Annotated in this window: 24 protein-coding genes; 13 read left to right on the forward strand and 11 right to left on the reverse strand. The window is 73.2% G+C overall.

Going from position 1 to position 24910, the window contains the following annotated elements; translation table 11 throughout:
* Window positions 1-220: 220 nt before the first annotated feature.
* Window positions 221-1573 carry an aminotransferase class V-fold PLP-dependent enzyme gene (locus M1L56_RS02925; RefSeq protein WP_248598090.1) on the forward strand — a complete coding sequence of 451 codons (1353 nt, stop codon included), beginning with the start codon at window positions 221-223 and terminating at the stop codon, window positions 1571-1573.
* Between the two features lie 78 nt (window positions 1574-1651).
* Window positions 1652-2146, forward strand: coding sequence for an FBP domain-containing protein (locus M1L56_RS02930; protein WP_067950811.1), 495 nt, complete (start codon window positions 1652-1654; stop codon window positions 2144-2146).
* A 44-nt stretch (window positions 2147-2190) separates the two neighbouring features.
* On the opposite strand, the gene M1L56_RS02935 is transcribed toward M1L56_RS02930, so the two are convergent.
* From M1L56_RS02935 to M1L56_RS02945, 3 genes are all read right to left on the reverse strand, one after another.
* On the reverse strand, window positions 2191-2964 hold the full coding sequence (locus M1L56_RS02935) for an SGNH/GDSL hydrolase family protein (RefSeq protein ID WP_248598091.1): 774 nt from the start codon (window positions 2962-2964) through the stop codon (window positions 2191-2193).
* An 89-nt stretch (window positions 2965-3053) separates the two neighbouring features.
* Window positions 3054-3242 carry a DUF1918 domain-containing protein gene (locus M1L56_RS02940; RefSeq protein WP_067950807.1) on the reverse strand — a complete coding sequence of 63 codons (189 nt, stop codon included), beginning with the start codon at window positions 3240-3242 and terminating at the stop codon, window positions 3054-3056.
* A gap of 73 nt (window positions 3243-3315) precedes the next feature.
* Window positions 3316-4869 (reverse strand): PucR family transcriptional regulator ligand-binding domain-containing protein, encoded by a 1554-nt coding sequence (locus tag M1L56_RS02945; protein WP_248598092.1) that lies wholly within the window; start codon window positions 4867-4869, stop codon window positions 3316-3318.
* A gap of 129 nt (window positions 4870-4998) precedes the next feature.
* Here M1L56_RS02945 and gabT point away from each other — a divergent pair, with 129 nt between their 5' ends.
* The 6 genes from gabT (at window position 4999) to M1L56_RS02975 (ending at window position 13188) form a co-directional block, all read left to right on the forward strand.
* A complete protein-coding gene (gene gabT / locus M1L56_RS02950; protein ID WP_248598093.1) occupies window positions 4999-6357 on the forward strand; it encodes a 4-aminobutyrate--2-oxoglutarate transaminase in 1359 nt (452 codons plus the stop codon).
* Window positions 6358-6377: 20 nt separating this feature from the next.
* On the forward strand, window positions 6378-7676 hold the full coding sequence (locus tag M1L56_RS02955; RefSeq protein ID WP_067950886.1) for a Glu/Leu/Phe/Val dehydrogenase: 1299 nt from the start codon (window positions 6378-6380) through the stop codon (window positions 7674-7676).
* A gap of 43 nt (window positions 7677-7719) precedes the next feature.
* The gene (locus tag M1L56_RS02960) at window positions 7720-9186 is read left to right on the forward strand and encodes an NAD-dependent succinate-semialdehyde dehydrogenase (RefSeq protein ID WP_067950801.1); all 1467 of its coding nucleotides are present in this window, start codon (window positions 7720-7722) and stop codon (window positions 9184-9186) included.
* A gap of 191 nt (window positions 9187-9377) precedes the next feature.
* Window positions 9378-10751: an NAD(P)/FAD-dependent oxidoreductase gene (locus M1L56_RS02965; RefSeq protein ID WP_248598094.1), complete on the forward strand. Its 1374-nt coding sequence runs from the start codon at window positions 9378-9380 to the stop codon at window positions 10749-10751.
* Window positions 10748-11626, forward strand: coding sequence for a universal stress protein (locus M1L56_RS02970; protein WP_248598095.1), 879 nt, complete (start codon window positions 10748-10750; stop codon window positions 11624-11626). Before M1L56_RS02965 ends, M1L56_RS02970 begins: the two co-directional genes overlap by 4 nt.
* 11 nt (window positions 11627-11637) lie before the next feature.
* Window positions 11638-13188, forward strand: coding sequence for an APC family permease (locus M1L56_RS02975; protein WP_248598096.1), 1551 nt, complete (start codon window positions 11638-11640; stop codon window positions 13186-13188).
* A gap of 247 nt (window positions 13189-13435) precedes the next feature.
* Here M1L56_RS02975 and M1L56_RS02980 read toward each other — a convergent pair whose 3' ends face one another.
* Both M1L56_RS02980 and M1L56_RS02985 read right to left on the reverse strand, forming a co-directional pair.
* The gene (locus tag M1L56_RS02980) at window positions 13436-14086 is read right to left on the reverse strand and encodes an SRPBCC family protein (protein WP_248598097.1); all 651 of its coding nucleotides are present in this window, start codon (window positions 14084-14086) and stop codon (window positions 13436-13438) included.
* 1 nt (window position 14087) lies between these two features.
* Window positions 14088-14456, reverse strand: coding sequence for a helix-turn-helix transcriptional regulator (locus tag M1L56_RS02985; protein WP_067950791.1), 369 nt, complete (start codon window positions 14454-14456; stop codon window positions 14088-14090).
* A 185-nt stretch (window positions 14457-14641) separates the two neighbouring features.
* Here M1L56_RS02985 and M1L56_RS02990 point away from each other — a divergent pair, with 185 nt between their 5' ends.
* From M1L56_RS02990 to M1L56_RS03010, 5 genes are all read left to right on the forward strand, one after another.
* Window positions 14642-15016 carry a hypothetical protein gene (locus M1L56_RS02990; RefSeq protein ID WP_067950789.1) on the forward strand — a complete coding sequence of 125 codons (375 nt, stop codon included), beginning with the start codon at window positions 14642-14644 and terminating at the stop codon, window positions 15014-15016.
* Window positions 15017-15061: 45 nt separating this feature from the next.
* Entirely contained in the window at window positions 15062-15682 is a 621-nt protein-coding gene (locus M1L56_RS02995; RefSeq protein WP_248598098.1) for a DUF937 domain-containing protein, read from the forward strand.
* Between the two features lie 74 nt (window positions 15683-15756).
* Entirely contained in the window at window positions 15757-16203 is a 447-nt protein-coding gene (locus M1L56_RS03000) for a MaoC family dehydratase N-terminal domain-containing protein (RefSeq protein ID WP_248598099.1), read from the forward strand.
* On the forward strand, window positions 16203-16640 hold the full coding sequence (locus M1L56_RS03005) for a MaoC family dehydratase (protein ID WP_248598100.1): 438 nt from the start codon (window positions 16203-16205) through the stop codon (window positions 16638-16640). The genes M1L56_RS03000 and M1L56_RS03005 overlap by 1 nt, the downstream gene beginning before the upstream one ends.
* Window position 16641: 1 nt before the next feature.
* Complete coding sequence (locus M1L56_RS03010; RefSeq protein WP_248598101.1) at window positions 16642-17850, forward strand: UDP-N-acetylmuramate dehydrogenase; 1209 nt, start codon at window positions 16642-16644, stop codon at window positions 17848-17850.
* A 27-nt stretch (window positions 17851-17877) separates the two neighbouring features.
* On the opposite strand, the gene M1L56_RS03015 is transcribed toward M1L56_RS03010, so the two are convergent.
* Genes M1L56_RS03015 through M1L56_RS03040 form a run of 6 tightly spaced genes read right to left on the reverse strand, consistent with a single transcriptional unit; the run spans window position 17878 to window position 24902 of the window.
* Window positions 17878-19587 (reverse strand): long-chain-fatty-acid--CoA ligase, encoded by a 1710-nt coding sequence (locus M1L56_RS03015; protein ID WP_248598102.1) that lies wholly within the window; start codon window positions 19585-19587, stop codon window positions 17878-17880.
* Window positions 19584-21194: a phosphatase PAP2 family protein gene (locus M1L56_RS03020; protein ID WP_248598103.1), complete on the reverse strand. Its 1611-nt coding sequence runs from the start codon at window positions 21192-21194 to the stop codon at window positions 19584-19586. The genes M1L56_RS03015 and M1L56_RS03020 overlap by 4 nt, the downstream gene beginning before the upstream one ends.
* Before the next feature lie 26 nt (window positions 21195-21220).
* Complete coding sequence (locus M1L56_RS03025; protein WP_248598104.1) at window positions 21221-21892, reverse strand: response regulator transcription factor; 672 nt, start codon at window positions 21890-21892, stop codon at window positions 21221-21223.
* Window positions 21889-23085: a sensor histidine kinase gene (locus M1L56_RS03030; RefSeq protein WP_248598105.1), complete on the reverse strand. Its 1197-nt coding sequence runs from the start codon at window positions 23083-23085 to the stop codon at window positions 21889-21891. The genes M1L56_RS03025 and M1L56_RS03030 overlap by 4 nt, the downstream gene beginning before the upstream one ends.
* A gap of 24 nt (window positions 23086-23109) precedes the next feature.
* Complete coding sequence (locus M1L56_RS03035; protein WP_248598106.1) at window positions 23110-24006, reverse strand: ABC transporter permease; 897 nt, start codon at window positions 24004-24006, stop codon at window positions 23110-23112.
* Window positions 24003-24902, reverse strand: a complete 900-nt coding sequence (locus tag M1L56_RS03040; protein WP_248598107.1) for an ABC transporter ATP-binding protein — start codon at window positions 24900-24902, stop codon at window positions 24003-24005. The genes M1L56_RS03035 and M1L56_RS03040 overlap by 4 nt, the downstream gene beginning before the upstream one ends.
* Window positions 24903-24910: the final 8 nt, after the last annotated feature.

Consider the following 24910-nt stretch of genomic DNA (forward strand, 5'->3'; position numbering starts at 1 on the left):
GTCGTGAGGTGCTCCTCGGTCGGGGGTGTGCGCCGAACGGCGCGATGCTCTCATGGTACGTCCACGCGGGCGCCCGGATGCGGGGTTGCGTGGGGGCGGGAGACCGCCCCCGTGTTTCGCCGCGTGTCGCACCGTGTCGTGCCGTGACGGGCGCCCCTTGAGCGGGTCCTCGCGGCATCCGTAGCGTCGGGCGCACCGCACGCGACGGGAGGGAGGCGGCATGCCGGACACGAGTGCGAGCACGACCCCGCGCGGCGGCGCGACGACGCTCGCGGGCTCCCCGGCGCGGGTGCCGGGAGCCGGGCCCGGACCGCTCGCCGCGCTCGTCGGCGCCGACCTGGACGTCCCCGTCCTCGGCGGCGGGCGCGTGCGCCACGTGAACCTCGACGTCGCGGCATCCGCCCCCGCGTTCACGGCCGTCGCCGAGCGGGTCGCCCGGGTGCTGCCGTACTACGCGAGCGTGCACCGCGGCACCGGCTACCTCTCGCAGGCGTCGACCGCCGTCGTCGACGACGCCCGCGTCGCCATCGCCCGCCACGTGGGCGCCCGGATCGACGACCACGTGGTCGTCACCCGCAACACCACCGACGCGCTCAACCTCCTCGCCTCGGCCGTGCCCGGCGACACCGTGGTGCTCGACCTCGAGCACCACGCGAACCTGCTGCCCTGGACGCGTCGCGGTCGTCGCGTGGTCGTCGCGCGCGGCACCCTCGCCGCCACGCTCGACGCGCTCGCCGTCGAGCTCCGCCGCACGCCTGCGGCACTGCTGTCGGTCACGGGCGCCTCCAACCTCACCGGCGAGGTGCTGCCGCTCGAGGTGCTCGCCCGGGTCGCCCACGACCACGGTGCGCGGTTCGCGGTGGATGCCGCGCAGCTCCTGCCGCACCGGCGCATCGACCTCGCGGCATCCGACATCGACTACGTCGCCTTCTCGGGACACAAGGCGTACGCGCCGTTCGGAGCGGGTGCGCTCGTCGGCCGGGGCGACTGGCTGGACGTGGCGCCCCCGCACCTCGCGGGCGGCGGCGCCGTCGAGACGGTGGCCGTCGACGGTGCCGAGTGGAAGCGCGGACCGGAGCGGCACGAGGCGGGCACCCCCAACGTCATCGGCGTCGCCGCGATCGCCGCGGCCCTCGCGGAACTCGAGCGGCTCGGCGAATCGGCGCTGCGCGCCCACGAGGCGGCGCTCACCGGCCGTCTCCACGACGGGCTCGCCGCGATCCCAGGCGTGCGCGTGCTGCGCGGCTTCGCCGACGTCGACGACCGGCTCGGCATCGCCACCGTCGAGCTCGAACGCGGGTCGGTCGGGCTCGTCGCCGCGGCGCTCGCCGCCGAGCACGGCATCTCGGTGCGAGCCGGTCGGTTCTGCGCGCACCCGTTCTTCGACCGCATCGCCACGCGCGCCAACGGCCTCCGGGCGAGCGTCGGTGCGGGCACGTCGGCCGACGACGTCGACCGGTTCCTCGACGCACTCCGCCGGCTCGTCGCCGCCGGCCCCGGGCACGTCTACGACCGCACGCCCGCGGGCTGGTGCCCGCGACACGACGACCGGCCGCGCCCCGCCGTCGGCTGACCGACCGTCGACGCGGCGTCCACCCGGTGGCGGCATCCGGGGTCGCGCCTACACTGGTTCGGGTCGAAGGGGGTCGGAATGCGTCCGCTCAGCGAGGACGAGCTCCGGTCGTCGTTCGTGAACGCGACCGATCGGGAGCTCGACGAGTTCGAACTGCCGCTCGAGTACCTGCTCGTCGACTGGGAGCACGTCGACGCGCTGGCCTGGCGCGACCGTCGGGCGAGCCGCCGCGGCTACCTCGTGACGATCATCGACGACGAGCCCGTCGGCATCGTGCTGCGCGCCGCCGACCCGCCGTCCTCGCGGTTCCGGGCCGGCATGTGCAACTTCTGCCACACGCAGCAGCCGGCGAACCAGGTGACCATGTTCTCCGCGCGGCGCGCGGGCGAGGCCGGGCGCAACGGCAACACGGTCGGCACCTACCTGTGCAGCGACCTGTCGTGCCAGGAGAACGTGCGACTCCACGCCCCGCTCGCCCCCGCCGAGGTGCGCACCGGCTCGCACGCGTGGGCGCGCATCGACGGACTCGCCCGACGCACGCGCGCCTTCGTCGAGGGCGTCCGCGCGGGCTGACGCGCTCGGTGGTCGAGTCGGACGCGAAGCGCCCGTACCGAGACCTACTCCGCGTCGAGCGCGACGGGCTCGAGCGTCGGCCGCTTGGCCGCGCGACCGTCGCCCGACGACCGCCCCGTGAGTCGTCGCCCGATCCAGGGCAGGACGTACTCGCGGTAGTACACGGCCGTGTTCCGGCTCTTCGGACCGGGCGGCGCAGCCGCCACCTCGGCGACGCCCCACTCCTCGGGCACGGGCACCCCGAGCGCCGTGAGCACGTTCGAGGCGACGCGCGCGTGGCCGAGCGAGTTGAGGTGCAGCTTGTCGGCCGACCAGTAGCGGATGTCGCGGAGCCCGCGATCGGCGAAGTTGTCGACGAAGGTGACGCCGTCGAGCGACGCGAGGTCGTACAGCGCCTGGGTGAGCCGCACCCCGCGCGCGTCGAACACGCGCCCGAGCGGCAGGTGCTCGGTGGGGTTGGCGCCGCTCAGCATGAGCACGTGGATGCCCTCGTCGCGGATGCGGTGCACCGCCTGGCGGAACCGCTGCGCCACGAGCTCCTCGGGCATGCGCGGGCGCAGCATGTCGTTGCCGCCGCCGTTGAAGCTGATCACCTCGGGCTTCAGCGCGATGGCCGCCTCGAGCTGCTCGTCGACGATGGGACCGAGCTTGCGGCCCCGGATTGCGAGGTTCGCGTACCGCACCGCCTCGGGGGAGGCCTCCTTGGCCAGCCCGAGGGCGACGAAGTCCGCCCATCCGCGCACGCTGCCGTCGGGCAACTCGTCGCCGACGCCCTCGGTGAAGCTGTCGCCGATCGCCGCGTACGAGTGGAAGAGCATGCGTTCCACGCTAGCGTGCGGCATCCGTCATCTCTCGGGGGTTGCCTTTCGGGCGTCGACGGATGCCACGACGCCGCCCCGTGCGCGCCTCAGCCGGTCGCGTGCTCGAGCTCGCAGTCGCTGCCCGGGTAGAGCAGGGCCTCGTGCCCGTCGTCGAAGCGGACGACGTACGGGGGTGCGCCGTCGGCACCGCGGACCTCGAGCACCTCGCCGTGCCGTTCGGCGCTGCCCACCTGCTTGCCGTGGATGACCAGTCGATCGCCGACCGTCGCCTGCATCGGGAAGCCTCCCTCCGTCGCGAGAACCGTCCGCTTCCACGGTACGCCTCGGCGTCCGCCGCGGGAAGGGAGGTCAGTCCGTCGCGAGGAGCGCCGCCCAGAGGTCGGCACGCGCGTGGAACCCCGACAGGTCGCGGACGAGGAGCTTCTCGGCGAGCGCGATGCGGCTGCGGACGGTGTGGCGGTGCACGCCGAGTTCCTGCGCGGTCGCGTCGAACTGGCCGCCGTGCGCGAGCCAGGCGCGGGTCGTCTCGAGGAGGGCCGTGCCGTTCTGCTCGTCGTGCCGGATGAGCGGCTCGAGCGTGGCACGGGCCACGGCGCGGGCGTCGGTGCGGGCGAGGAACGCGAGCACGCCCTGGCGGCTGATGTCGTCGAACATGGTCACGCCCGGCCCGGTCTCGCGGGCGCGGTCGAGGGCGCGCAGCGCCTGCTCGTGCAGCTCGGCGAGGCGGGTGACGGATGCCGCGTCGGAGACGCCGACGGGCACGTCGAACTCCGTGGCGAGCTCGTCGGCGACCCCGCTGTCGGCGTCCTCCATCACGATGGTGACGGATTCGCCGTCGCGGCCGAAGAACAGCCGTCCGTCCCGTTCGTCGACGCGGAGCTCGAGGAACTCGGCCACCCGGTCGATGTGCTCGGTGGGCAGGTCGCACACGGCGACGCGGACGGGGTCGGCGGGGAGCGGCCCCCACATCTCGGCCGACACCTCGCTCGCGAGGTGCACGTCGCCCGCGAGCATCGAGCGCAGCAGCCCGGAGCGGAGGTGCCCGCGCGCGCGGTCGAGGTCGCGGTTCTGCTCGAGCGCGAGTCCGGCGAGCGCGATCACCGACGTCACGACCTCGCGGCCGGCCTGGTCGAGCTCGGGCGACTCGCCGATCGCCAGGACGCCGCGGAGCGCGCCGCCGGCGCCGAGCGTCTGCAGCGTCATCCGCTGCGGTCGGCCCACCGAGGCGCCGGCCTCGAGGGTGCGGCTCGCGCGCTGCCCTCGTCGCAGCATCGACCGGGCCTCGCCGACGACCTCGCCGAGCGCCGGCTGGCCGAGTCCGCCCTCGGGCGCCTCGCGGTCGAGCGCGCCCGCGGCGTCGACGAGCCCGACCCACGTGCCGAGGCGCTGGCTGAGCTCGGTGAGCGTCGCACCGAGCCCGTCCGGCCGGAGCGCCGCGAGCGAGATGGCCCGTTGCGCCTGCAGCGCCCACGCCTGCCGGGCGTTCGCGTCGGCGGCGGTGAGGTCGGCGATGGTGCGCGCGATGCGGATGAACGGCACGCGGTACGGCACCTCGAACAGCGGAAGTCCGTGGCGTTCGCACGCCTCGACGAGCGGGGCGGGCGTGGCGGGCCGCACCACCTCGGCGCCGAAGCCGAGTGCGGCGAGCCCCGCACCCTCGAGCCGCGCCACGTACGCGTCGAACACGGCCGGGTCGTCGCGGGACGGGTCGGCGCCGAACTGGGTGCCGGTGGTGAGCAGCACCTGGCCCGGCTCGAGGAACGGCGCGGGGTCGTCGAGATCGGAGCTGTGCACCCACGGCACGGGCGCGTCGAGGACGCCGCCGGGCAGGTGCGACTCGTCGACCAGTGGAGTGAGCGCGAGGTCGCCGCGCTCGAGCAGGGTGCGCACGGTGGGCTTCACGGGACCTCCTCGGTGTACGCCGCGTCGAGAACACTGGGGTCGAGTGTACATCGGGGAGGGGGTGGCATCCGTTCGCCGCTGCCTACCATGGCCCGACACCGCCACCGTCGTCACCGCATCGGAGCACCCATGACCCTCGTCGAACCCACGGCCACCGCCGTCGGCGGCCCCTCGCTCGCCCAGGAGCGCCGCCTCGTCACCAGCATTCCCGGCCCCCGCTCGCAGGAGCTCATGACCCGCAAGGCGGGCGCCGTCGCCAAGGGCGTGGGCACCACCATCCCCGTCTCGGTCGTCGCGGCCGGCGGCGGCGTCATCGTCGACGCCGACGGCAACTCGATCATCGACCTCGGCTCGGGCATCGCCGTCACCGGCGTCGGCAACTCGAACCCGCGCGTCGTCGAGGCCGTCACCGCGCAGCTCAACGCCTTCACCCACACCTGCTTCACCGTCGCGCCCTACGACAGCTACGTCGCCGTGGCCGAGAAGCTCAACGAGCTCACCCCGGGCGACCACGCGAAGCGGTCGGCCCTGTTCAACTCCGGCGCCGAGGCCGTCGAGAACGCCGTGAAGATCGCCCGCCACTTCACCAAGAAGATGGCCGTCGTCGCGTTCGACCACGCCTACCACGGCCGCACCAACCTCACCATGGGCCTCACCGCGAAGAACATCCCGTACAAGGACGGCTTCGGCCCGTTCGCGCCCGAGGTGTACCGCGCACCCCTCAGCTACCCGTACCGCGACAACGGCCTCTCGGGCGCCGAGGCCGCGGCCCGCGCCATCACGCAGATCGAGAAGCAGATCGGCGCGAACAACCTCGCCGCGATCATCATCGAGCCCATCCAGGGCGAGGGCGGCTTCATCGTGCCCGCCCCCGGCTTCCTGCCCGCGCTCGTGAAGTGGGCGAACGAGAACGACGTCGTCTTCATCGCCGACGAGGTGCAGACCGGCTTCGCCCGCACGGGCGCCTGGTTCGCGAGCGAGCACGAGGGCATCGTGCCCGACCTGATCGTCACCGCGAAGGGCATCGCCGGCGGCCTGCCGCTCTCGGCCGTCACCGGCCGCGCCGACATCATGGACTCCGCCCACGCCGGCGGCCTCGGCGGCACCTACGGCGGCAACCCGCTCGCGTGCGCCGCCGCGCTCGCCGCGATCGACTCGTACGAGCAGGACGGGCTCATCGAGCGCGCCCAGCAGATCGGCGCCGTGCTCATCGGCCGCCTCAACGCGCTCCGCACCGCCGACGCCCGCATCGGCGACGTCCGCGGCCGCGGCGCCATGGTCGCCATCGAGCTCGTCGACCCCGCGACCGGCGCGCCCGACGCGGCGCTCACCGGCAAGCTCGCCGCCTACGCCCACGCCAACGGCGTGCTCGTGCTCACGTGCGGCACCTACGGCAACGTCATCCGCTTCCTGCCGCCGCTCACCATCGGCGACGAGCTGCTCATCGAGGGCCTCGACGTCATCGCCGAGGGGCTGAAGCAGGCATGAACCCCGTGACGGCGCCGACGATGTCGCCGACGGATGCCGCGGCATCCGTCACCCGCCCCGCCCCCTCGGTCGACGCCGAGGCGACCCCGCTCGCCGACGCGCGCGCCCAGCTCGCCGAGGCCGTCGCCCTGCTCGGCTACGGCGACGGACTGCACCAGATGCTCGCGACCCCGCGCCGCGAGCTCAGCGTGGCCGTGCCGCTGCGCATGGACTCGGGCGAGAGCCGCCTGTACCTCGGCTACCGCGTGCAGCACAACTTCTCGCGCGGCCCCGCCAAGGGCGGCCTGCGCTACGCGCCGAACGTGAACCTCGACGAGGTGCGCGCGCTCGCCATGTGGATGACGTGGAAGTGCGCGCTTCTCGACGTGCCGTACGGCGGCGCCAAGGGCGGGCTCGCGATCGACCCGCGCGAGCACTCGCAGGCCGAGCTCGAGCGCGTCACGCGCCGCTACACGAGCGAGATCCTCCCGATCATCGGCCCGGAGCGCGACATCCCCGCACCCGACATCGGCACCGACGAGCAGACCATGGCCTGGATCATGGACACCTACTCGGTGAACTCCGGCTACACCGTGCCCGGCATCGTCACCGGCAAGCCGATCTCGCTCGGCGGGTCGCTCGGCCGCGCCTCCGCCACCTCGCGCGGCGTCACGCACATCGCGCTCGCGGCGCTCCGGCACGCCGGGTTCGAGCCGTCGCGGTCGACCGCCGCCGTGCAGGGCTTCGGCAAGGTCGGTGCGGATGCCGCGCGGTTCCTCGCCGAAGCGGGCGTGCGCGTCACCGCCGTGAGCGACCAGTACGGCGCCGTGCGCAACGACAGCGGGCTCGACATCGAGGCGCTCGCCGACCACGTGCGCGCCACCGGCTCGGTCGTCGGGTTCGCCGGCGCCGACGAGCTCGACCGCGACGCCGTGCTCACGCAGGACGTCGACCTGCTCGTGCCCGCCGCCGTCGAGGGCGTGCTCAACGAGTCCAACGCGCGCGAGGTGCTCGCCCGCGTCATCGTCGAGGGCGCCAACGGCCCCACGACGCCCGCAGCCGACGCGATACTTCGCGAGCGCGGCGTGCTCGTCGTTCCCGACATCCTCGCCAACGCGGGCGGTGTCATCGTCTCGTACTTCGAGTGGGTGCAGGCCAACCAGGCGTACTGGTGGCGTGCCGACGAGGTCGAGAGCAGACTTGAGGAGCGGATGCTGAACGCCTGGCGTCACGTCCTCGGCTACGCCGAGGCCCGCGACCTCTCGCTCCGCACCGCCGCCACGGCGCTCGCCGTCGAGCGCGTCGCCGAGGCGCACCGCATCCGCGGCCTCTACCCCTGATCGCGCGAGACCCGCGCACGACACGGAAACGGACAACCAACGCATGACCACTGCAACGCAGGAATCCGCACTCCTCGACCGCGTCGCCGACGGCCTGTACATCGGCGGCGAGTGGGTCGAGGCCGAGGGCGGCAAGACCTTCGAGGTCCGCGACCCGTCCACGGGCGAGGTCATCAAGACGATCGCCGACGCGTCGGCCGCCGACGGCATCCGCGCCCTCGACGCCGCCGTCGCGGCGCAGGACGCCTGGGCGTCGACCGCACCCCGCGAGCGCGGCGAGATCCTCCGTCGCGCGTTCGACCGCCTCATCGAGCGCCGCGAGGATTTCGCCCTGCTCATGACGCTCGAGATGGGCAAGCCCCTCGCCGAGGCCCGCGGCGAGGTGAACTACGGCGGCGAGTTCCTCCGCTGGTTCAGCGAGGAGGCCGTGCGCATCACCGGCCGGTACGGCTGGAACCCCGAGGGCACCGGCCGCATCGTGGTCGCCCAGCGTCCCGTCGGCCCGTCGTACTTCATCACGCCGTGGAACTTCCCGCTCGCGATGGCGACCCGCAAGATCGCCCCGGCGCTCGCCGCGGGCTGCACCGTCGTCGTGAAGCCGGCCGCGCTCACGCCGCTCACCACCATCGCCTTCGTGCAGCTGCTCGAGGAGGTCGGCCTGCCCAAGGGCGTCGTGAACGTCGTCACCACGACGAGCTCGTCGAAGGTCTCGGGTCCGATCATCGCCGACCCGCGCCTGCGGAAGCTCTCGTTCACGGGCTCGACCGAGGTGGGCCGCAAGCTCATCGAGCAGTCCGCGCAGGGCATCCTCCGCACGTCGATGGAGCTCGGCGGCAACGCGCCGTTCGTCGTCTTCGAGGACGCCGACCTCGACAAGGCCGTGGAGGGCGCGCTCGTCGCCAAGTTCCGCAACATCGGCCAGGCGTGCACGGCCGCGAACCGGTTCATCGTGCACGAGTCGGTCGCCGCCGAGTTCGCCAAGCGCGTCACCGAGCGCGTCTCGGCGATGCGCGTCGGCCGTGGCACGGAGGACGGCGTCGCGATCGGTCCGCTCATCGACGACAACGCGGTCGCCTCGACCGACGAGCTCGTGCAGGACGCGGTCTCCAAGGGCGCGAAGGTGCTCGCCGGCGGCGCCCCCGTCGACGGCACCGGCTCGTTCTACGCGCCGACCGTGCTCGGCGACGTCTCGGCCGACGCGCGCCTGCTGCGCGAGGAGATCTTCGGACCGGTGCTCGGCATCACCACGTTCGCCGACGAGGACGAGGCGGTGCGCCTGGCGAACGCCACCGAGTACGGCCTCATCTCCTACGTGTTCACGCAGGATCTCGCGCGCGGCCACCGGATGATCGACCGCCTCGACACCGGCATGATGGGCCTCAACACGGGCCTCGTCTCGAACGCGGCCGCCCCCTTCGGCGGCGTCAAGCAGTCGGGCATCGGTCGCGAGGGCGGCTTCGAGGGCATCCACGAGTTCCTCGACACCAAGTACACCCTGATCCCGGCCTAGCGCCGGGCGGGGCGGATGTCGCGAACCCTCGCGTCGCGGCATCCGCCCGCTTCTCTCTCGCCGCACTGCTCTTCTCAGGACGCGCCCGCCGAACCGGGCCGTTTCTCAGGACGACACGCCGCCGCGGGCGGCGACACGCCCGAGAACTCCTGAGAACAGCAGGGGCGGACCCCGCACACAGAAGGAACACCATGCAACGCATCGACACCGACGTCGTCATCGTCGGCGCTGGCGCGGCCGGCCTCACCGCCGCGACCGAGCTCGTCAAGGCCGGGCGCGACGTCGTCGTGCTCGAGGCGCGCGACCGCGTCGGCGGCCGCCTGCACACCGACGTCATCGACGGCGCCATGCTCGAGGTCGGCGGCCAGTGGGTCTCGCCCGACCAGGACGCGCTGATCGAGACGCTCGACGAGCTCGGCCTCGAGACGTACCCCCGCTACCGCGAGGGCGTCAACGTCTACATCGGACCCGACGGCGAGGTGAAGAAGTTCGAGGGCGACATCTTCCCGGTGCCCCCGGCGACCGAGCAGCAGATCCTGACGCTCATCGAGAAGCTCGACGCGCTCGTCGCCGAGATCGACCCCGAGCAGCCGTGGGCCCACCCGCGTGCGAAGGAGCTCGACGAGATCTCGTTCGCCCGCTGGCTCGAGACGCAGACCGACGACGAGGAGGCCCGCGAGAACATCGGCATGTTCATCGCCGGTGCCATGCTCACCAAGCCCGCGCACGCGTTCTCCGCGCTGCAGGCCCTGCTCATGGCGGCATCCGCGGGCTCGTTCTCGAACCTCGTCGACGCCGACTTCATCCTCGACCGCCGCGTCGTCGGCGGCCTGCAGCTCGTGCCGATCGGCCTCGCCGAGCGCCTCGGCGAGCGCGTGCGCCTGAACCAGCCCGTACGCACCATCCGCTGGCAGTCGGATGCCGCACCCGGGCAGGCCGCGGTCGTGGCCGTGACCGACGACCTCGAGGTGCACGCGCGCGAGGTCGTGCTCGCCGTGCCGCCGATCCTCGTGAACCGCATCTCGTACGAGCCGCCGCTGCCGCGCCGCCAGCACCAGCTGCACCAGCACCTGTCGATGGGCTTCGTCATCAAGGTGCACGCCGTCTACGAGACGCCGTTCTGGCGCGAGCAGGGCCTGTCGGGCACCGCGTTCAGCCCGTGGGAGCTCGTGCACGAGGCGTACGACAACTCCAACCACGACGACCCGCGCGGCACGCTCGTCGGCTTCGTCGCCGACGAGGCCGCCGACGGCGTCTTCGAGCTCAGCGCCGAGGAGCGCAAGGCGCGCATCCTCGAGTCGATGTCGCACTACTACGGCGAGCAGGCGAAGCATCCGGTGGTCTACTACGAGTCCGACTGGGGCTCGGAGGAGTGGACCCGCGGTGCGTACGCGGCGAGCTTCGACATGGGCGGCCTCGCCCGCTACGGCGCCGACCTGCGCACGCCGGTCGGACCGATCCGCTTCGCGTGCTCGGACATGGCCGGCAAGGGCTACCAGCACGTCGACGGCGCCATCCGCATGGGGCGCCTCGTCGCCGCCCAGATCCTGGAGGAGCTCGCATGACCGACGTGACCATCGTCGTCGGGTACACCGCCAACGAGGCCGGCGCCGACGCCCTGGCGCTCGCCAACCGCGTCGCCTCCGCGGCCGAGGCGCTGCTCGAGGTCGTGATGATCCTCCCGTCCGAGGCGCGCAACGCGCTGGTGCCCGCCGACGCCGGCTACGAGCGGTACCTGCGCGAGCAGTCGCGCGAGTGGCTCGCCGAGGCGTCGAAGCACCTGGGGGCGGATGTCGCGTCGAAGCTGCACCTGCGCTACGCCGAGTCGTACGCCGAGGGCCTCGTCGCGGCCGCCCACGAGTTCGGTGCCTCGCTCATCGTGGTCGGCGCCGCCGGCGGCGGACTGCTCGGACGCTCGCGCATCGGCTCGGTCGCCAACGAGCTGCTGCACTCCTCGGACGTGCCGGTCGTGATCGCGCCCGCCGGATCGCGCGAGGTCCCCGCTTCGCAGGGCGTGACGCGCGTGACGGCGTGCGTGGGCACCCGCCCCGGCGCCGACGCGCTGCTCGAGTCGGCGATCGTGCTCGCCCGGGCGACGAAGGCGCCGCTGCGACTGCTCTCGCTCGTGCCGATCGACCTGCCCCACGGCCTCGACCCGGAGCTCGTCGCGCTGACGAGCACGGTGCACGCCGAGGAGGTCCTCGACGAGGCCCGCCAGGCACTGCCCGACGGCGTCGAGGCGACCGTCGAGACCGCGACGGGCGCGTCCATCGAGGACGCCGTCCGTGCGCTCGACTGGCACTCGGGCGAGCTCGTGCTCGTCGGCTCGAGCCGCCTCGCGGCACCGCGCCACCTGTTCCTGGGCTCGACCGCGGCGAAGATGCTGCGCGAGCTCCCGGTGCCCATGATCGTGGTGCCGCGCACCACCCGCTCCTCCTGAAAGACCGTGCAATGACGCAAACCAACCCCTCCCAGCCCCCGCTGACCGAGGCGACCCGTGCGGTCGACTCGTCCGATCACGGCATCAGCAAGAAGGGCCTGTCGGCCGGCTCGGTCGGTCTCATCGGCGCGATCGTCATCGGCATTTCGTGCATCGCCCCGGCGTACACGCTGACCGCGGCGCTCGGCCCGACGGTGTCCGAGGTGGGCACGCAGGTCCCCGCGATCATCCTGCTCGGATTCATCCCGATGCTGCTCGTCGCGTTCGGCTACCGCGAGCTGAACCGCCGCATGCCCGACTCGGGCACGTCGTTCACGTGGGCGACGCGCGCGTTCGGTCCGTGGATCGGCTGGATGGCCGGCTGGGGCCTCGTGGCCGCGACCATCCTCGTGCTGTCGAACCTCGCCGGCATCGCGGTCGACTTCCTGTTCCTCGCGATCTCCCAGGTCGTCGGGAACCCGGAGATCGCCGGCATCGCCGCGAACCCGTTCGTGAACGTGGTCGTGTGCCTGCTGTTCATGCTCGGCGCGACGACGATCTCGTACCGCGACATGCAGACCACGCAGAAGCTGCAGTACTGGCTGGTCGGGTTCCAGGTGCTCGTCCTCGTCATCTTCTCGGGCGCGGCGCTCGTCGAGGTCGCGAACGGCAACGCGTTCGACGCGACGCCCATCGAGCTCAGCTGGTTCAACCCGTTCGCGGTGAGCGACTTCAGCGCCCTGGCGGCCGGCCTGTCCCTGTCGATCTTCATCTTCTGGGGCTGGGACGTCACCCTCACCATGAACGAGGAGACGAAGGGCTCGGAGCGGACCCCGGGCCGTGCGGCGACCCTGTCGGTGCTCATCATCGTCTCGCTCTACCTGCTGATCTCGGTCTCGCTCATCTCGTTCGCCGGCGTCGGCGACGGCGAGTACGGCCTCGGCAACCCCGACATCCAGGACAACGTGTTCTTCGCGCTCGCCGGGCCCGTGCTCGGCCCGCTCGCGATCCTCGTCTCGCTCGCGGTGCTCACGAGCTCCGCGTCGAGCCTGCAGTCGACGTTCGTGTCGCCGGCCCGCACGCTCCTCGCGATGGGCCACTACGGCGCGCTGCCGAAGAAGTTCGCGCAGGTGAGCCCGCGGTTCTTCACGCCCGGGTACGCGACGATCGTGTCGGCCGTCGTGGCATCCGTCTTCTACGCGGTCATGCGGTTCGTGAGCGAGAACGTGCTGTGGGACACCATCACCGCGCTCGGCATGATGATCTGCTTCTACTACGGCATCACGGCGTTCGCGGCGGTCTGGTTCTTCCGGAAGACGTGGTTCCGCTCGGTGCGCGAGTTCTTCTTCACGCTCCTGTTCCCGCTCGTCGGCGGCGTCATCCTGTCGGTGCTGTTCTTCACGACGCTGATCGACAGCATGGACCCCGACTACGGCTCGGGTTCGGCGATCGGCGGCGTCGGCCTCGTGTTCATCCTCGGCATGTTGGTGCTGCTCACGGGCGTGGTCATCATGATCTGGCAGGCGATCAAGCGTCCCGCGTTCTTCCGCGGCGAGGTGCTCTCGCGCGCCTCGGCCGACTGAGCCGCGCCGGGTCCCGCGTCGCCTCACCGCGCGGGACCCGCGCGAACCGAACCGCCCCGCCGGCGACACCCGGCGGGGCGGTTCCGCGTTCCCGCCGGTGCCGGCGCCGCATCCTTCATGCGCGAGGGGACGCAACACGCCGTCCGGGCCGCCGGCCCGACGGCGTGTTGCGTCCCCTCGACGGGGCCTGGGCGGGCCGGGGGCGGCGGGCTGCTGGCGCGCGGCGGGCGTCAGTCCGCGGCGGGCGTCAGTCCGCGGCGGGCGCGGATGTACCGGTGTAGGCGGCGTATGTGGTGTCGGCCGCCCGGCGGGCGGTCGCGGCATCCGCCCCGCTCGCCTCGTGGGCTGCGGCCCATCGGTCGGCGCTCAGGCGCTGGAACCGCCGGCCCTCGTCGGACTGCAGCCACTCGGCGGAGTTGTCGGGGCGGATCTCGCCGGTCGTGAGGTGCTGGCTGAGTCCGAGCAGCGCCCCGTCCCATCCGATTCCGGTCGCCGACGGCCCGAACTGCTCCCACATCTCGGAGCCGAGGTCGTCGGCGAGCGCGACGTGCTCGAGTTCGACGCGGGTGTGCGTCTCGTCGACGGCGCTGAGCCGCACCGTGAGCCAGGTGACGCCCCCGCCGAACTCCCACGTGACGCCGTACGAGTTCGGGGCGTCGCACGTCTGGACGGTGCCGCCCGCGTTGCCCTCGACCTGGTAGCGGCCGCCGAGGCGCAGGTCGCCCGTGACCGGGAGGAACCAGCGGGGGATCCGCTCGACCGACGTGAGCGCGTCCCACACGTCGTCGATCGGAGCCGCGTAGGTCTGCGCGAGGGTCTGCACGCGCGTCACGGCGCCGTCCCGCGTGCCGTCGGTGAGGCCGCGGTCGACCGCGGCGATCTGGGCGTCGATGTCCATGTCAGGTCTCCTTCGTCTGCGTCGTCGCTGAAGCGGATGCCGCGAGCCGGCGCGCCCGCGCCGACCGGGCCAGTTCGGTGCCCAGTGCGTCCAGGCGCGGACCCCAGAAACGCTCGAACGGCGTGAACCACTCGGCCGCCTCGCGCATCGGCTCGGGGTCGAGTGCGTAGAGGCGTCGGGTGCCCTCGGCCCGCACCGTGGCGAGGCCGGCTTCGCGCAGCACCCGGAGGTGCTGCGACACGGCGGGTTGGCTGATGCCGAACTCGCGCTGCACGACGCGCCCGACCTCTCCCGCGGCCAGTTCGCCATCGGCGAGCAGCTCCACGATCCGGCGTCGGACCGGATCGCCAAGGAGGTCGAGCGCGTGCATGCCACCATAATTCACCAATGACTTATATAAGTCAACGCTCAATTATGAATAGCCCTCTCACCTCCGGTCCGGTGCGGCCCGGGTCGCAGCGCGGACGTCGTTCACGGCGGATTCCCGGCGACGACGCACCGGCCCGGATGGATCCCGGCGGTACCGTGACGGCAGGCCGATCACCGGGAGGGCGCATGTCGGAGCACGATCTCATCGCGGCGTGGCGGGCGAGCCGCTGGCACGTCATCGTCTCGCAGCTCGGGCCGACGTTCCTGCTCACGCTCACGACGTGGTTCCTGCTCATCGGGCTCGCCGACGCCGAGCTGCCGGTGCGACTCGCCGCGGCCGGGATCCTGCTCGCCTCGGGGATCCTCGGGGCCGTCGCTCAGGTCAGCGCGGCGAACGAGGGGCTCGCGGTGATCGACGACCTCCGGGCGCTCCCGGCGGCCACGCCCCTCGGGCGGCGGATCGCGGCATCCGCCCTCTGGATGCAGGTCGTGAAGTGGGTCACGCCGACGATCTTCGTGCTGATCTACCTCGCGCTGCTCTGGGCGATGTTCCTCGGCTGACTCGCAGCAACGGGGCCTACCGCGGCGCGGGACGCTGCGGTTAGCGTGAACGAGGACGCCCGACGGCGGGCGCGGAGGGAGACCATCCAGATGGCCGCGTACGACGACATCATCGCCAACATCCCGATCTCCGACCTGTCGCGACGCCTCGGCGTCGACGAGGCGACTACGCGTCGCGCGGTCGACGAGGCGCTCCCGGCGCTGCTCGGCGGCATGGGCGCGAACGCGCAGGACCCCGCGGGGGCCGCGTCGCTCGAGCGCGCGGTGCAGCAGCACCCGGCGACGCTGTTCGAGGGCGGCGTCAACCTCGACGAGGTCGACGAGCAGGACGGTGACAAGATCGTCCACAACGTCTTCGGCCGGAACACCGACCAGGTGGTGCAGAAGCTCGGCGCATCGGGCAGCGCCGACCAGGGCCTGATCCAGAAGCTGCTGCCGATCCTCGCGCCGATCGTGCTCAGCTTCCTCGCGAGCCAGTTCGCCAAGCGCCAGCAGAACCCCGGGCAGGCGGATGCCGCGCCCACGGGCGGTGGCGGCGGCATCGGCGACCTGCTGGGCGGCCTGCTCGGCGGCGGCGGCGGTGCGGGTGCCGGCGGCGGGGCCGGCGGCATGCTCGGCGGCCTGGGCGACGTCCTCGGCGGACTCCTCGGCGGCGGCAAGCGCTGACCCCACCCGCACGGGTGGGCTGGCGACGGATGCCGCATCGACCCGCCGCGGGCACCCCTGCGTAGACTGTCACGGTGCCTGTGAACCCCGAGCTGCAGGGGCGCGTATTCGCGCCCACCGCGCCGTACCTCGTCGGCCGCGAGAAGGTGCGCGAGTTCGCGCGCGCCGTGTTCGCGACGAACCCCGTCAACCTCGACGTCGACGCCGCCCGCGCCGCCGGGCACGACGACGTCGTCGCCCCGCCCACGTTCGCGGTGGTCGTGCAGGAGCACACGCTCGCGCAGCTGCTCGCCGAACCCGACGCCGGCATCGACTTCTCCCGGGTCGTCCACGGCGACCAGCGGTTCACGTCGTCGCGTCCGATCGTCGCGGGCGACGAGCTGACCGCGACGCTCACCGTGTCGGGCGTGAAGACGCTCGGCGCCCACTCGATGGTGACCGCCGAGTCGGTCATCACGGATGCCGCGGGCGCGCACGTCGTCACCGCGATCTCCACCCTCGTCGTGCGAGGAGACGACTGATGGCCGCCGCCCCCACCACCCCCGACTTCGACGCGCTCGCCGTCGGCGACGTGGTCGCCGAACGCGACGTCCACCTCACGCGCGACTCGCTCGTCCGCTACGCGGGCGCCTCGGGCGACTTCAACCCGATCCACTACCGCGACGACGTGGCCGCCGCCGTCGGCCTGCCCGGCGTGCTCGCCCACGGCATGCTCACCATGGGGCTCGCCGTGCAGCCGGTCGTCGACTGGGCCGGCGACCCCGGCCGCGTCGCCGACTACCAGGTGCGCTTCACGCGTCCGGTGGTCGTCGACCCCGAGGCGGGCGCCGACGTGAGCGTCACCGCCAAGGTGGGCCAGCTCGACGCCGAGGCCCGCGCTGCGCGCATCGACCTCACCGTGACCTTCGAGGGCGCCACGGTGCTCGGCAAGGCCCAGGTGCGGGTGGTGCTCGCCTGACATGACCGACGCCGCGACCACGGAGGAGCCCGGCATCCGCTTCGCCGACCTCACGACCCTGCGCGTGGGCGGGCCGATCGGCCGCCTCGTGACGGCGACGACCCCCGACGAGCTCGTCGCGCACGTGCGCGAGGCCGAGGCGTCGGGCGGGCCGTGGATGGTGCTCGGCGGCGGATCGAACCTGCTCGTCGGCGACGACGGCTTCCCCGGCACGGTCGTGCGCATCGCGACGCGCGGCATCGAGGTGCACCCCGGCGACGACGAGGGCACCGTGCGTCTGCGCGTGCAGGCCGGCGAGAACTGGGATGAGCTCGTCGCGTTCACCGTCACCCGCGGCTACTCGGGCCTCGAGGCGCTGTCGGGCATCCCCGGCTCGGTGGGCGCGTCGCCCGTGCAGAACATCGGCGCGTACGGGCAGGAGGTCTCCGACGCGCTCATCGGCATCGAGTTCCTCGACGAGGGCGCCGACGAGCCGCGCTTCATGTCCGCCGACGAGCTCGAGCTCGGGTACCGCACGTCGGTGCTGAAGCAGGGGCTTCGCGGTGTGGTGGTGTCGGTCGAGTTCGCCCTCCACGACACGACCGCCGAGCGCGAGGTGCTCGGCGAGCCGGTGGGCCGGCCGGTCGCCTACGCGCAGCTCGCGCAGGCCCTCGGCGTGCAGCTCGGCGACCGGGTGCCGGTCGCGCGAGTGCGCGAGGCCGTGCTCGCGCTCCGCTCGGCCAAGGGCATGGTCCTCGACCCCGACGACCGCGACTCGGTGAGCGCCGGGTCGTTCTTCACCAACCCGATCGTCTCCGAGCACGTCGCGCGCACCCTGCCCGGCGATGCGCCGCGCTGGTACCTCGAACCCGACGAACCCGACGAGGTCACCCCGCTCGCCGAGCTCGAGGCCCGGTCGCCGCTCGACGCGTTCCTCGCCCACCAGGCCGAGGTCGAGCAGGCCGAGCAGCGGGCGGATGCCGCACCCGACGAGCCGCTCGTGAAGCTCTCGGCCGCGTGGTTGATCGAGCACAGCGGCATCCGTCGCGGCTTCGCCCTGCCCGGGTCGCGCGCTGGCATCTCGACGAAGCACACGCTCGCGCTCACCAACCGGGGCGGCGCCTCAGCCGAGGAGATCGTGCAGCTCGCCCGGTTCGTGCAGGGACGCGTGCAGGCCGAGTTCGGCATCACGCTGCACCCCGAGCCGGTGCTGATCGGCCTCGAGCTCTAGCCGCGGGCTCCGACTCGCGACGCGGCGTCAGCCGGCGTCGCGCTCGGCGAGGAGCCGCTCCCGCACCTTCCGCCGCAGCACCTTGCCGATGAGCGAGCGCGGCAGCTCGTCGACCGCGACGATGCGGCGCGGCACCTTGTACGGGGTGAGGCTCTCGCGGCAGAAGTCGCGCATCGCGCCGGCGTCGAACGCGGCGCCGTCGCGCAACTCGACCACGGCGGCGACCTCCTCGCCGCCCGCGTCGCGCGGCAGTCCGACGACGGCCGCACCGCGCACGTCGGGGTGCGCGAGCAGGATGCCCTCGACCTCCGACGGCGCCACGTTGAAGCCGCCCGTGATGATGAGCTCCTTGCGCCGGTCCACGATCGCGACGAACCCGTCGTCGGACACCTGCACGATGTCGCCCGTGCGCAGCCATCCGCCCGGCAGCAGCGTCTCGGCCGTCTCGGACGGCCGTCGCCAGTAGCCCTCGAACACCTGCGGACCGCGGAGCAGCAGCTCGCCCTCCTCACCCGCCGGCACGTCCTCGGTCGGGCGCTCTGGGTCGACCACACGGATCTCCGTGCTGGGGAACGGCACGCCCACCGTGCCCGGCCGACGGGTGGGGCCCATCGGGTTCCCGATGGCCACCGGCGAGGACTCGGTCATGCCGTATCCCTCGACGAGGAGACCGCCGGTCACGCCCTCCCAGCGGTCGACCGAGGCGGTCGGCAACGCCATGGCCCCCGAGATCGCGTAGCGGATGCCGCGCAGCGGGGCGGTGCTGCCGCGAGCCTCGGCGGCTCGGGCCAGCGCGTCGTAGATCGGCGGGACCGCCGGCAGGAAGGTCGGCGGGGAGTGCTTCGCCGCGGCGAAGACCAGGTCGACGTCGAACTTGGGGAAGAGGACGAGCCTCGCGCCGATGCTCATCGCGAACGTCAGGCACAGCGTCATGCCGTAGGCGTGGAACAGCGGCAGCACCCCGTAGAACACCTCCTCGCCCTCGCGGAGACCCGGAACCCAGGCGCGCCCCTGCATGGCGTTGGCGCGCAGGTTGCGGTGGGTGAGCACGGCGCCCTTGGGCGTGCCGGTGGTACCGCTGGTGTACTGCAGCAGCGCGGTGTCGCCGAGCGCGGGCCGCGGATGCCGCTTCGAGAGCGGACGCGCGTCCTGCACGTCGTGCCAGGCGACGACGCCGCGCGCCGTGGGCCGGGTCGTGAGCGCCGCGCGTGCCGTGCGCGCCTTCCGCAGGGGCAGGCGGAGCGCCACCCGCTTGCCGAACGGGAGCGCCCGCGTGAGGTCCACCGAGATGATATGCCCGGGCCGGATGTCGCGCGGGAAGTCGGCGACGGTGTCGGCCGTGGCGTCCCAGACGATCGCGACGGTCGCGCCGTGGTCCTCGAACTGGTGGCGCAGCTCGCGTGCCGTGTAGAGCGGATTGTGTTCGACGACGACGGCCCCGAGCCGGAGCACGGCGTAGAACGCGACGACGTGCTGCGGGCAGTTCGGCAGCACGAGGGCCACCCGGTCGCCCGGCCCCACCCCGAGCCGCCGGAGCCCTTCCGCGGCCCGCGCGATCTGCTCGCCGAGCTCGCGGTAGCTGGTCTCGGCGCCGAAGAACTCGAGCGCGGTGCGACGGTCGAACCGAGCGACCGCGTCGTCGATCAGGTCGACGAGCGTCTGCGTCGGCTCGTCGATCTCGTGCGGCACGCCCGGGGCGTAGTGCGCGAGCCAGGGCCGGTGCTCGTACGGATTCATCGTGGACCTTCCATGCGGGTGGTGCGAACGGCGGGCCGGTACACGTCGAGCGCGCCGGGCACGAGCCGCACGGTCGTGCGGTAGCCCGGGGCCGAGAGGTCGGCGGATGCCGCAGCCGGCTCGTCGACCGCGAGCTCGCCGTCGTGCGCGAATCCGGGCGGCTGACCGCCCCGCGGACGCACGTCGACGGTGACCTCGGTGTCGGTGTACGCCTCGACCCGCTCGGGGATCAGCCGGAGCCGCCGGAGCAGGCCCGCCGACCGGCGCCCGAACGCGAGCGACGCGATCGCCCGCAGGTGGGAGCCCGCGTGCAGGATGCGAACGTCGAGCAGGCCGTCGTCGAGGTACTGCCGCTGCAGCGGAGCCGGGGTGTCGCGGTCGTTGCGTCCGAGTCCGATGAAGAGCGTCCACACCTGTGCGCGGCGTCCGTCGACCACGACCGTCGTCGGCTGCGCGCGGCGCAGGACGCGCTCGGCGGCGACCACGCCCGCGAGCCACTTGTTGCCGAGGCGCCGCTGCAGCACCTCGCGCGCCTGCACGAAGTCGGGGTAGATGCCGACGGATGCCGCGTTGATGACCGTGATCGGGTCGGCGTCGCCGAAGGCGAGCTCGGCGACATCCGCTCGCACCCCTTCACCGCGCTGCAGCGCCTCCACGGCGACCTCGGCGGAGGGCACGCCCGCCGTGCGCGCGAAGTGGTTGAAGGTCCCGCCGGGGACGACGAGGAGCGGAACGCCCGCGCGCCGGGCCTCGTGCGCGACCGCGGCGACCGAGCCGTCGCCGCCGCAGATGCCGAGCACGCGCGGCGGGGTCGATCGTGCGAGCGCGTCCCGCACCACCTCGCCGAGGTCCTCGTCGTCGTCGAGGATCCGCACCTCGGCGAGGGGCAGCCGGTCGCGGACGACGTCGAGGGGGTCGGTGCGCACGATGCTCGTGCCCGACGAGCGGTTGGCGACGACGAACACGCCCTCGCCCTCGGGCGACGCGAGCAGTTCCCGGTCGGCGCCCGCCGGGAGCGGGGTGGGTGGCGGGCCCGGCCGGGGGCGGACGACGGCGGCGCCGACCGCCGCCACGCCCGCGCCGATCGTGATGCCGCCGACGACGTCGGAGAGCCAGTGCGCGCCGACGTGCAGCCGCGAGTACGCGACACCCAGCGCGACGGGGGCGATCGCCGCCCCGATCCGCGGCGACTCGAGGGCGACGCCCGTGGCGAACGCGGCCGCGCTCGCGGAGTGGCCCGACGGGAACGTGCGGCTCGACGGCTGCACCGGGAGGCGGCGTCCGATGGGGATGTCCTCGAGCGTGGGCCGGTCGCCGCCGAAGATGCGCTTGGCGATGAGGTTGGTGAGGGCGCTCGCCGCGGTGAGCGACAGGATGCCGCGCGCCGCCGCACGACGGCGGCCGACCACGGCGAGCACGCCCGCGATGGTGAACCACAGCACGCCCTTGTCGGCGAAGCCCGTGAGCCTGGACCAGAAGCGGTCGACGTGCGGATGCGAGTGCCATCCGTTCACGCGACGCGCGGCCGCGGCATCCGCTCGCTGCACCCAGGGCGGCAGCAGGCGCGCGCGACGGACGGCGACGCGTACCCCCGTGACGACCCCCACGAGGCCAGCGTAGGCCCACGGTCCCGTCAGAGCAGCCCGAGCTCCATCGCGCGCGTGACGGCACGCGTGCGGTCGCTCACCTCGAGCTTCGCGAACACGTTGATCAGGTGGGTCTTCACCGTCGCCTCGCCGATGTGCAGCAGGCGCGCGATCTCGGGGTTGGAGCGTCCGTCGGCGACGTGGCGCAGTACCTCGAGCTCGCGCGGCGACAGTGACGGCGCCGCCCGGCCGGCGGAGGCCGCCCCCTGGCGGACGCGCGTCACGAGCTTCGCCGCGATCGACGGCGCCAGCACCGTCTCGCCGGCGGCGACCGAGCGGATGCCGGCCAGGATCTCCTCCTGCGGCGCCGCCTTCAGCAGGTACCCGCTCGCGCCCGCCTCGATGGCGGCGAGGATGTGGTCGTCGGTCTCGTACGTCGTGAGGACGAGCACGCGCGTGCCGGCGCCCGCCTCGGCGAGGATGCGTTCGGTCGCCGCCGCGCCGTCGAGCACGGGCATCCGCAGGTCCATGAGCACGAGGTCGGGGTACAGCTCGGCGGCGAGCGCCGCGGCCTCGGCGCCGTCGGCGGCCTCGCCGACCACCTCGATGCCGGGCTCCGACTCGAGCAGCGCGACGATGCCCGACCGGACGATGGGGTGGTCGTCGGCGACGACGACGCGGATGGGCTCGGCGCCGTCCCCGGGTGCTCGCACGGTCATGGTGTCACTCCCGTCGGATCGTCGGGGGCGGTGGTCGCGGCATCCGCCCTCGGCACGGTCACGCGCAGCACGGTGCCGCCGGACGCGCCGGGACCGAACTCGACGCGGCCGCCGACGAGCGCGACGCGGTCGCGCATGCCGGCGAGCCCGAAGCCGCCGTCGCCGGCCGCCACGTCGCCCGGGCCGACCCCGTCGTCCTGCACCTCGAGCGTCACGGCGCCGGCGTCGGCCCCGACGCGCACCTCCGCCGCCGAGGCGTGCGCGTGCTTGCGCACGTTCGCCAGTCCCTCCTGTGCGCAGCGCAGCAGCACGACCTCGAGTTCGCGGTCGAGGTCCGCGGCATCCGTCGTCGCCGTCACCCGGACCCCGGTCTCGCGCTCGAACGACGTCGCGAGCCGCCGCAGCGCCTCGGCGAGTCCGGCGCCCGGATCGACGGGCGCGAGCGAGGCGACCAGTCCGCGCGCCTCCGTGAGGGCCTCCCGGGCCATCTGCTCCATGAGCTCGAGATCGCTGCGAGCGGATGCCGCGCCCGCGCCGTCGACGCCGTCGAGCCGCCGCTCGGCACGCTGCGCGACCATCACGAGCCCGGTGAGGCTCTGCGCGATCGTGTCGTGGATCTCGCGCGCGACCCGGGCCCGCTCGTCGGCGACGCCCGCGTCGCGATGGACGGCGGCGAGCTGGCCCTGCGCCGCCTGCAGCTCGTCGAGCAGCCGGGCGCGTTCCTCGCCGTACATCGCGATCCGGGTGATCCAGAGGCCGAGGGCGATGCTGAACCCGACCGAGAGCGCGGCGATCGCGGTGCCCGTCACGAGCCCGGCGGGCCAGTGCCGGATCGCGTAGCCGGCGACGATCGCGACCGCGATGAGGAGGTTCGCGACGATCGCGGCGCGCGTCGACGGCGAGGTCGACCAGACGAACGGATAGAGGAACGCCTGCAGGATCGCGAACGACGGCTCGATCGTGGTGCCGACGGCGAGGATCACCGCGTAGGCGATCGCGACCGCGAGGTGACGGCGGCTCGACGCCACCGGCACGCATCCGCGGCCCCACGCGAGGTGGACGAGCAGGAACGCCCCGGCCGCCGCCCAGGTCGCGGCGTCGTCCATCCCGTACGGCGGGTCGAGCAGGCTGATCGCGACGATGACGGCCGCGACCGCCACCGCCGCGGCATCCCACCACCGCACGTTCTGCATCGACTCAGGCTCCCACAGCCGCCGTCAGTCGTCCCGGCGGATCCAGCGGAACGTGAGGCGGCTGACGACCAGCCCGACGATCAGCCAGGCGAGCAGCACGAGCGCGACCCAGCCGAGGTCCCACGACTCGTTCTGCTCGAGGACCGCGAAGTCCTCGGGGAGGAACACGGCGCGCATGCCCTGCGCCATCCACTTCAGCGGGAACAGGCTCGCGAGGTTCTGCATCCACTCCGGCAGCGCGTAGAACTGCAGGTAGACGCCCGAGATGAACTGCAGCACCAGCAGGATCGGGATGACGACCGCCGCCGCCGACTTGCCCGACCGCGGCACCGACGAGAGCGCGATGCCGAGCAGCGCCGACGTGGCGACGCCGAGCACGAACACCCAGGCGAAGGTCGCCCACTTCTCGGGCTCGGTCGGCAGGGCGATCCCGAACAGTGTCGCCGCGGCGAGGAGCAGCAGGGCGGCCTGGAGCAGGCCGGTCACGAACACCTGGCCGAACTTGCCGAGGAAGTACGACACCGGCGAGAGCGGTGTCCCGCCGAGGCGCTTCAGCGTGCCGTCCGACTTCTCCATGGCGATGTCGATCGCCAGGTTCTGCACGCCCGAGAGCAGCATGCCCGCCGCGAGCAGGCCCGGCAGGTAGTACGCCCCGACCGAGATGCCCTCGGCTCCCGGCCCGGGCTGGATGTCGCCCGAGGAGCTGAACGCGGCGGTGAAGATGCCGAGCATGATGAACGGGAACAGGAACGTGAAGAACACCGCGTCCGGGGTGCGGAAGTAGCCCACCACCTCGTATCCGATGCGGCCGATGCCGACGGCGAGCCGGCCGGGCCGGGTGCCGCGTCGACGGCGGGCGTCGGGGGCGGTCGAGCGGATGTCGCGGGCGGTGCCGTCGGCGCGATCGGTCGTGGTGCTCATGCGAGCGCCTCCTCGTCATCGGGGGCGACGCTTCCCGTCGCGCCCACCATCCCCAGGTAGATGTCCTCGAGGCTCGGGCGGATCACCTCGAGCCCGTCGGGTTCGCCGCCCAGGTCGCGCGCGACGGCGGCCACGAGCTCGGCGGGCCGCTCGGTGCGCTCCTCGCGGAGGACCCCGTCACGGTCGCGCCAGCGCACGATCGGCACCCGCGCCTCGGCGCCGCCGATCTCGCCGATCGGGGCGACCTCGACGAGCCGGCCGCCGACGATCACGCCCGCCCGGTCGCCGAGCTGCGCGGCCTCGTCGAGGTAGTGCGTGGTCAGCAGGATGGTGGTGCCCTCCTGCTTGAGGGCGCGGATGAGCGTCCAGAACTCGCGCCGCGCCTCCGGGTCGAACCCGGTCGTGGGCTCGTCGAGGAACAGCAGCTCCGGCCGGCCGATGATGCCGAGGGCGACATCCACTCGCCGACGCTGGCCGCCGGAGAGCTTGGCGATGCGCGTGCGCGCCTGCGGCTCGAGCCCGACGGCGGCGATGACCTCGTCGACGTCGCGAGGATCGGGGTAGAACCGGGCGAAGTGGGCGAGCTGCTCGCGGACGGTGTATCGACCGGGTTCGGCGGCCGACTGCAGCACGATGCCGATGCGGGCCTTCCAGTCGAGGCTGCCGTGCGCCGGGTCGGCGCCGAGCACGCTCACCTCGCCCGCGGTGCGGAGCCGGTAGCCCTCGAGGATCTCGATCGTCGTCGACTTCCCGGCCCCGTTCGGACCCAGGAGGGCGAACGTCTCGCCCCGGTCGATGTCGAGGTCGATGCCGTCGACCGCGGCCTTGCCGCCGTAGTCCTTGCGGAGCCCGCGCACCCGTACGGCGGGGGCGTCCGATGTCGCGATCTGGTCCATGCTCCCGA

It is taken from the genome of Agromyces sp. C10, assembly GCF_023217995.1.
Classification (GTDB): domain Bacteria; phylum Actinomycetota; class Actinomycetes; order Actinomycetales; family Microbacteriaceae; genus Agromyces; species Agromyces indicus.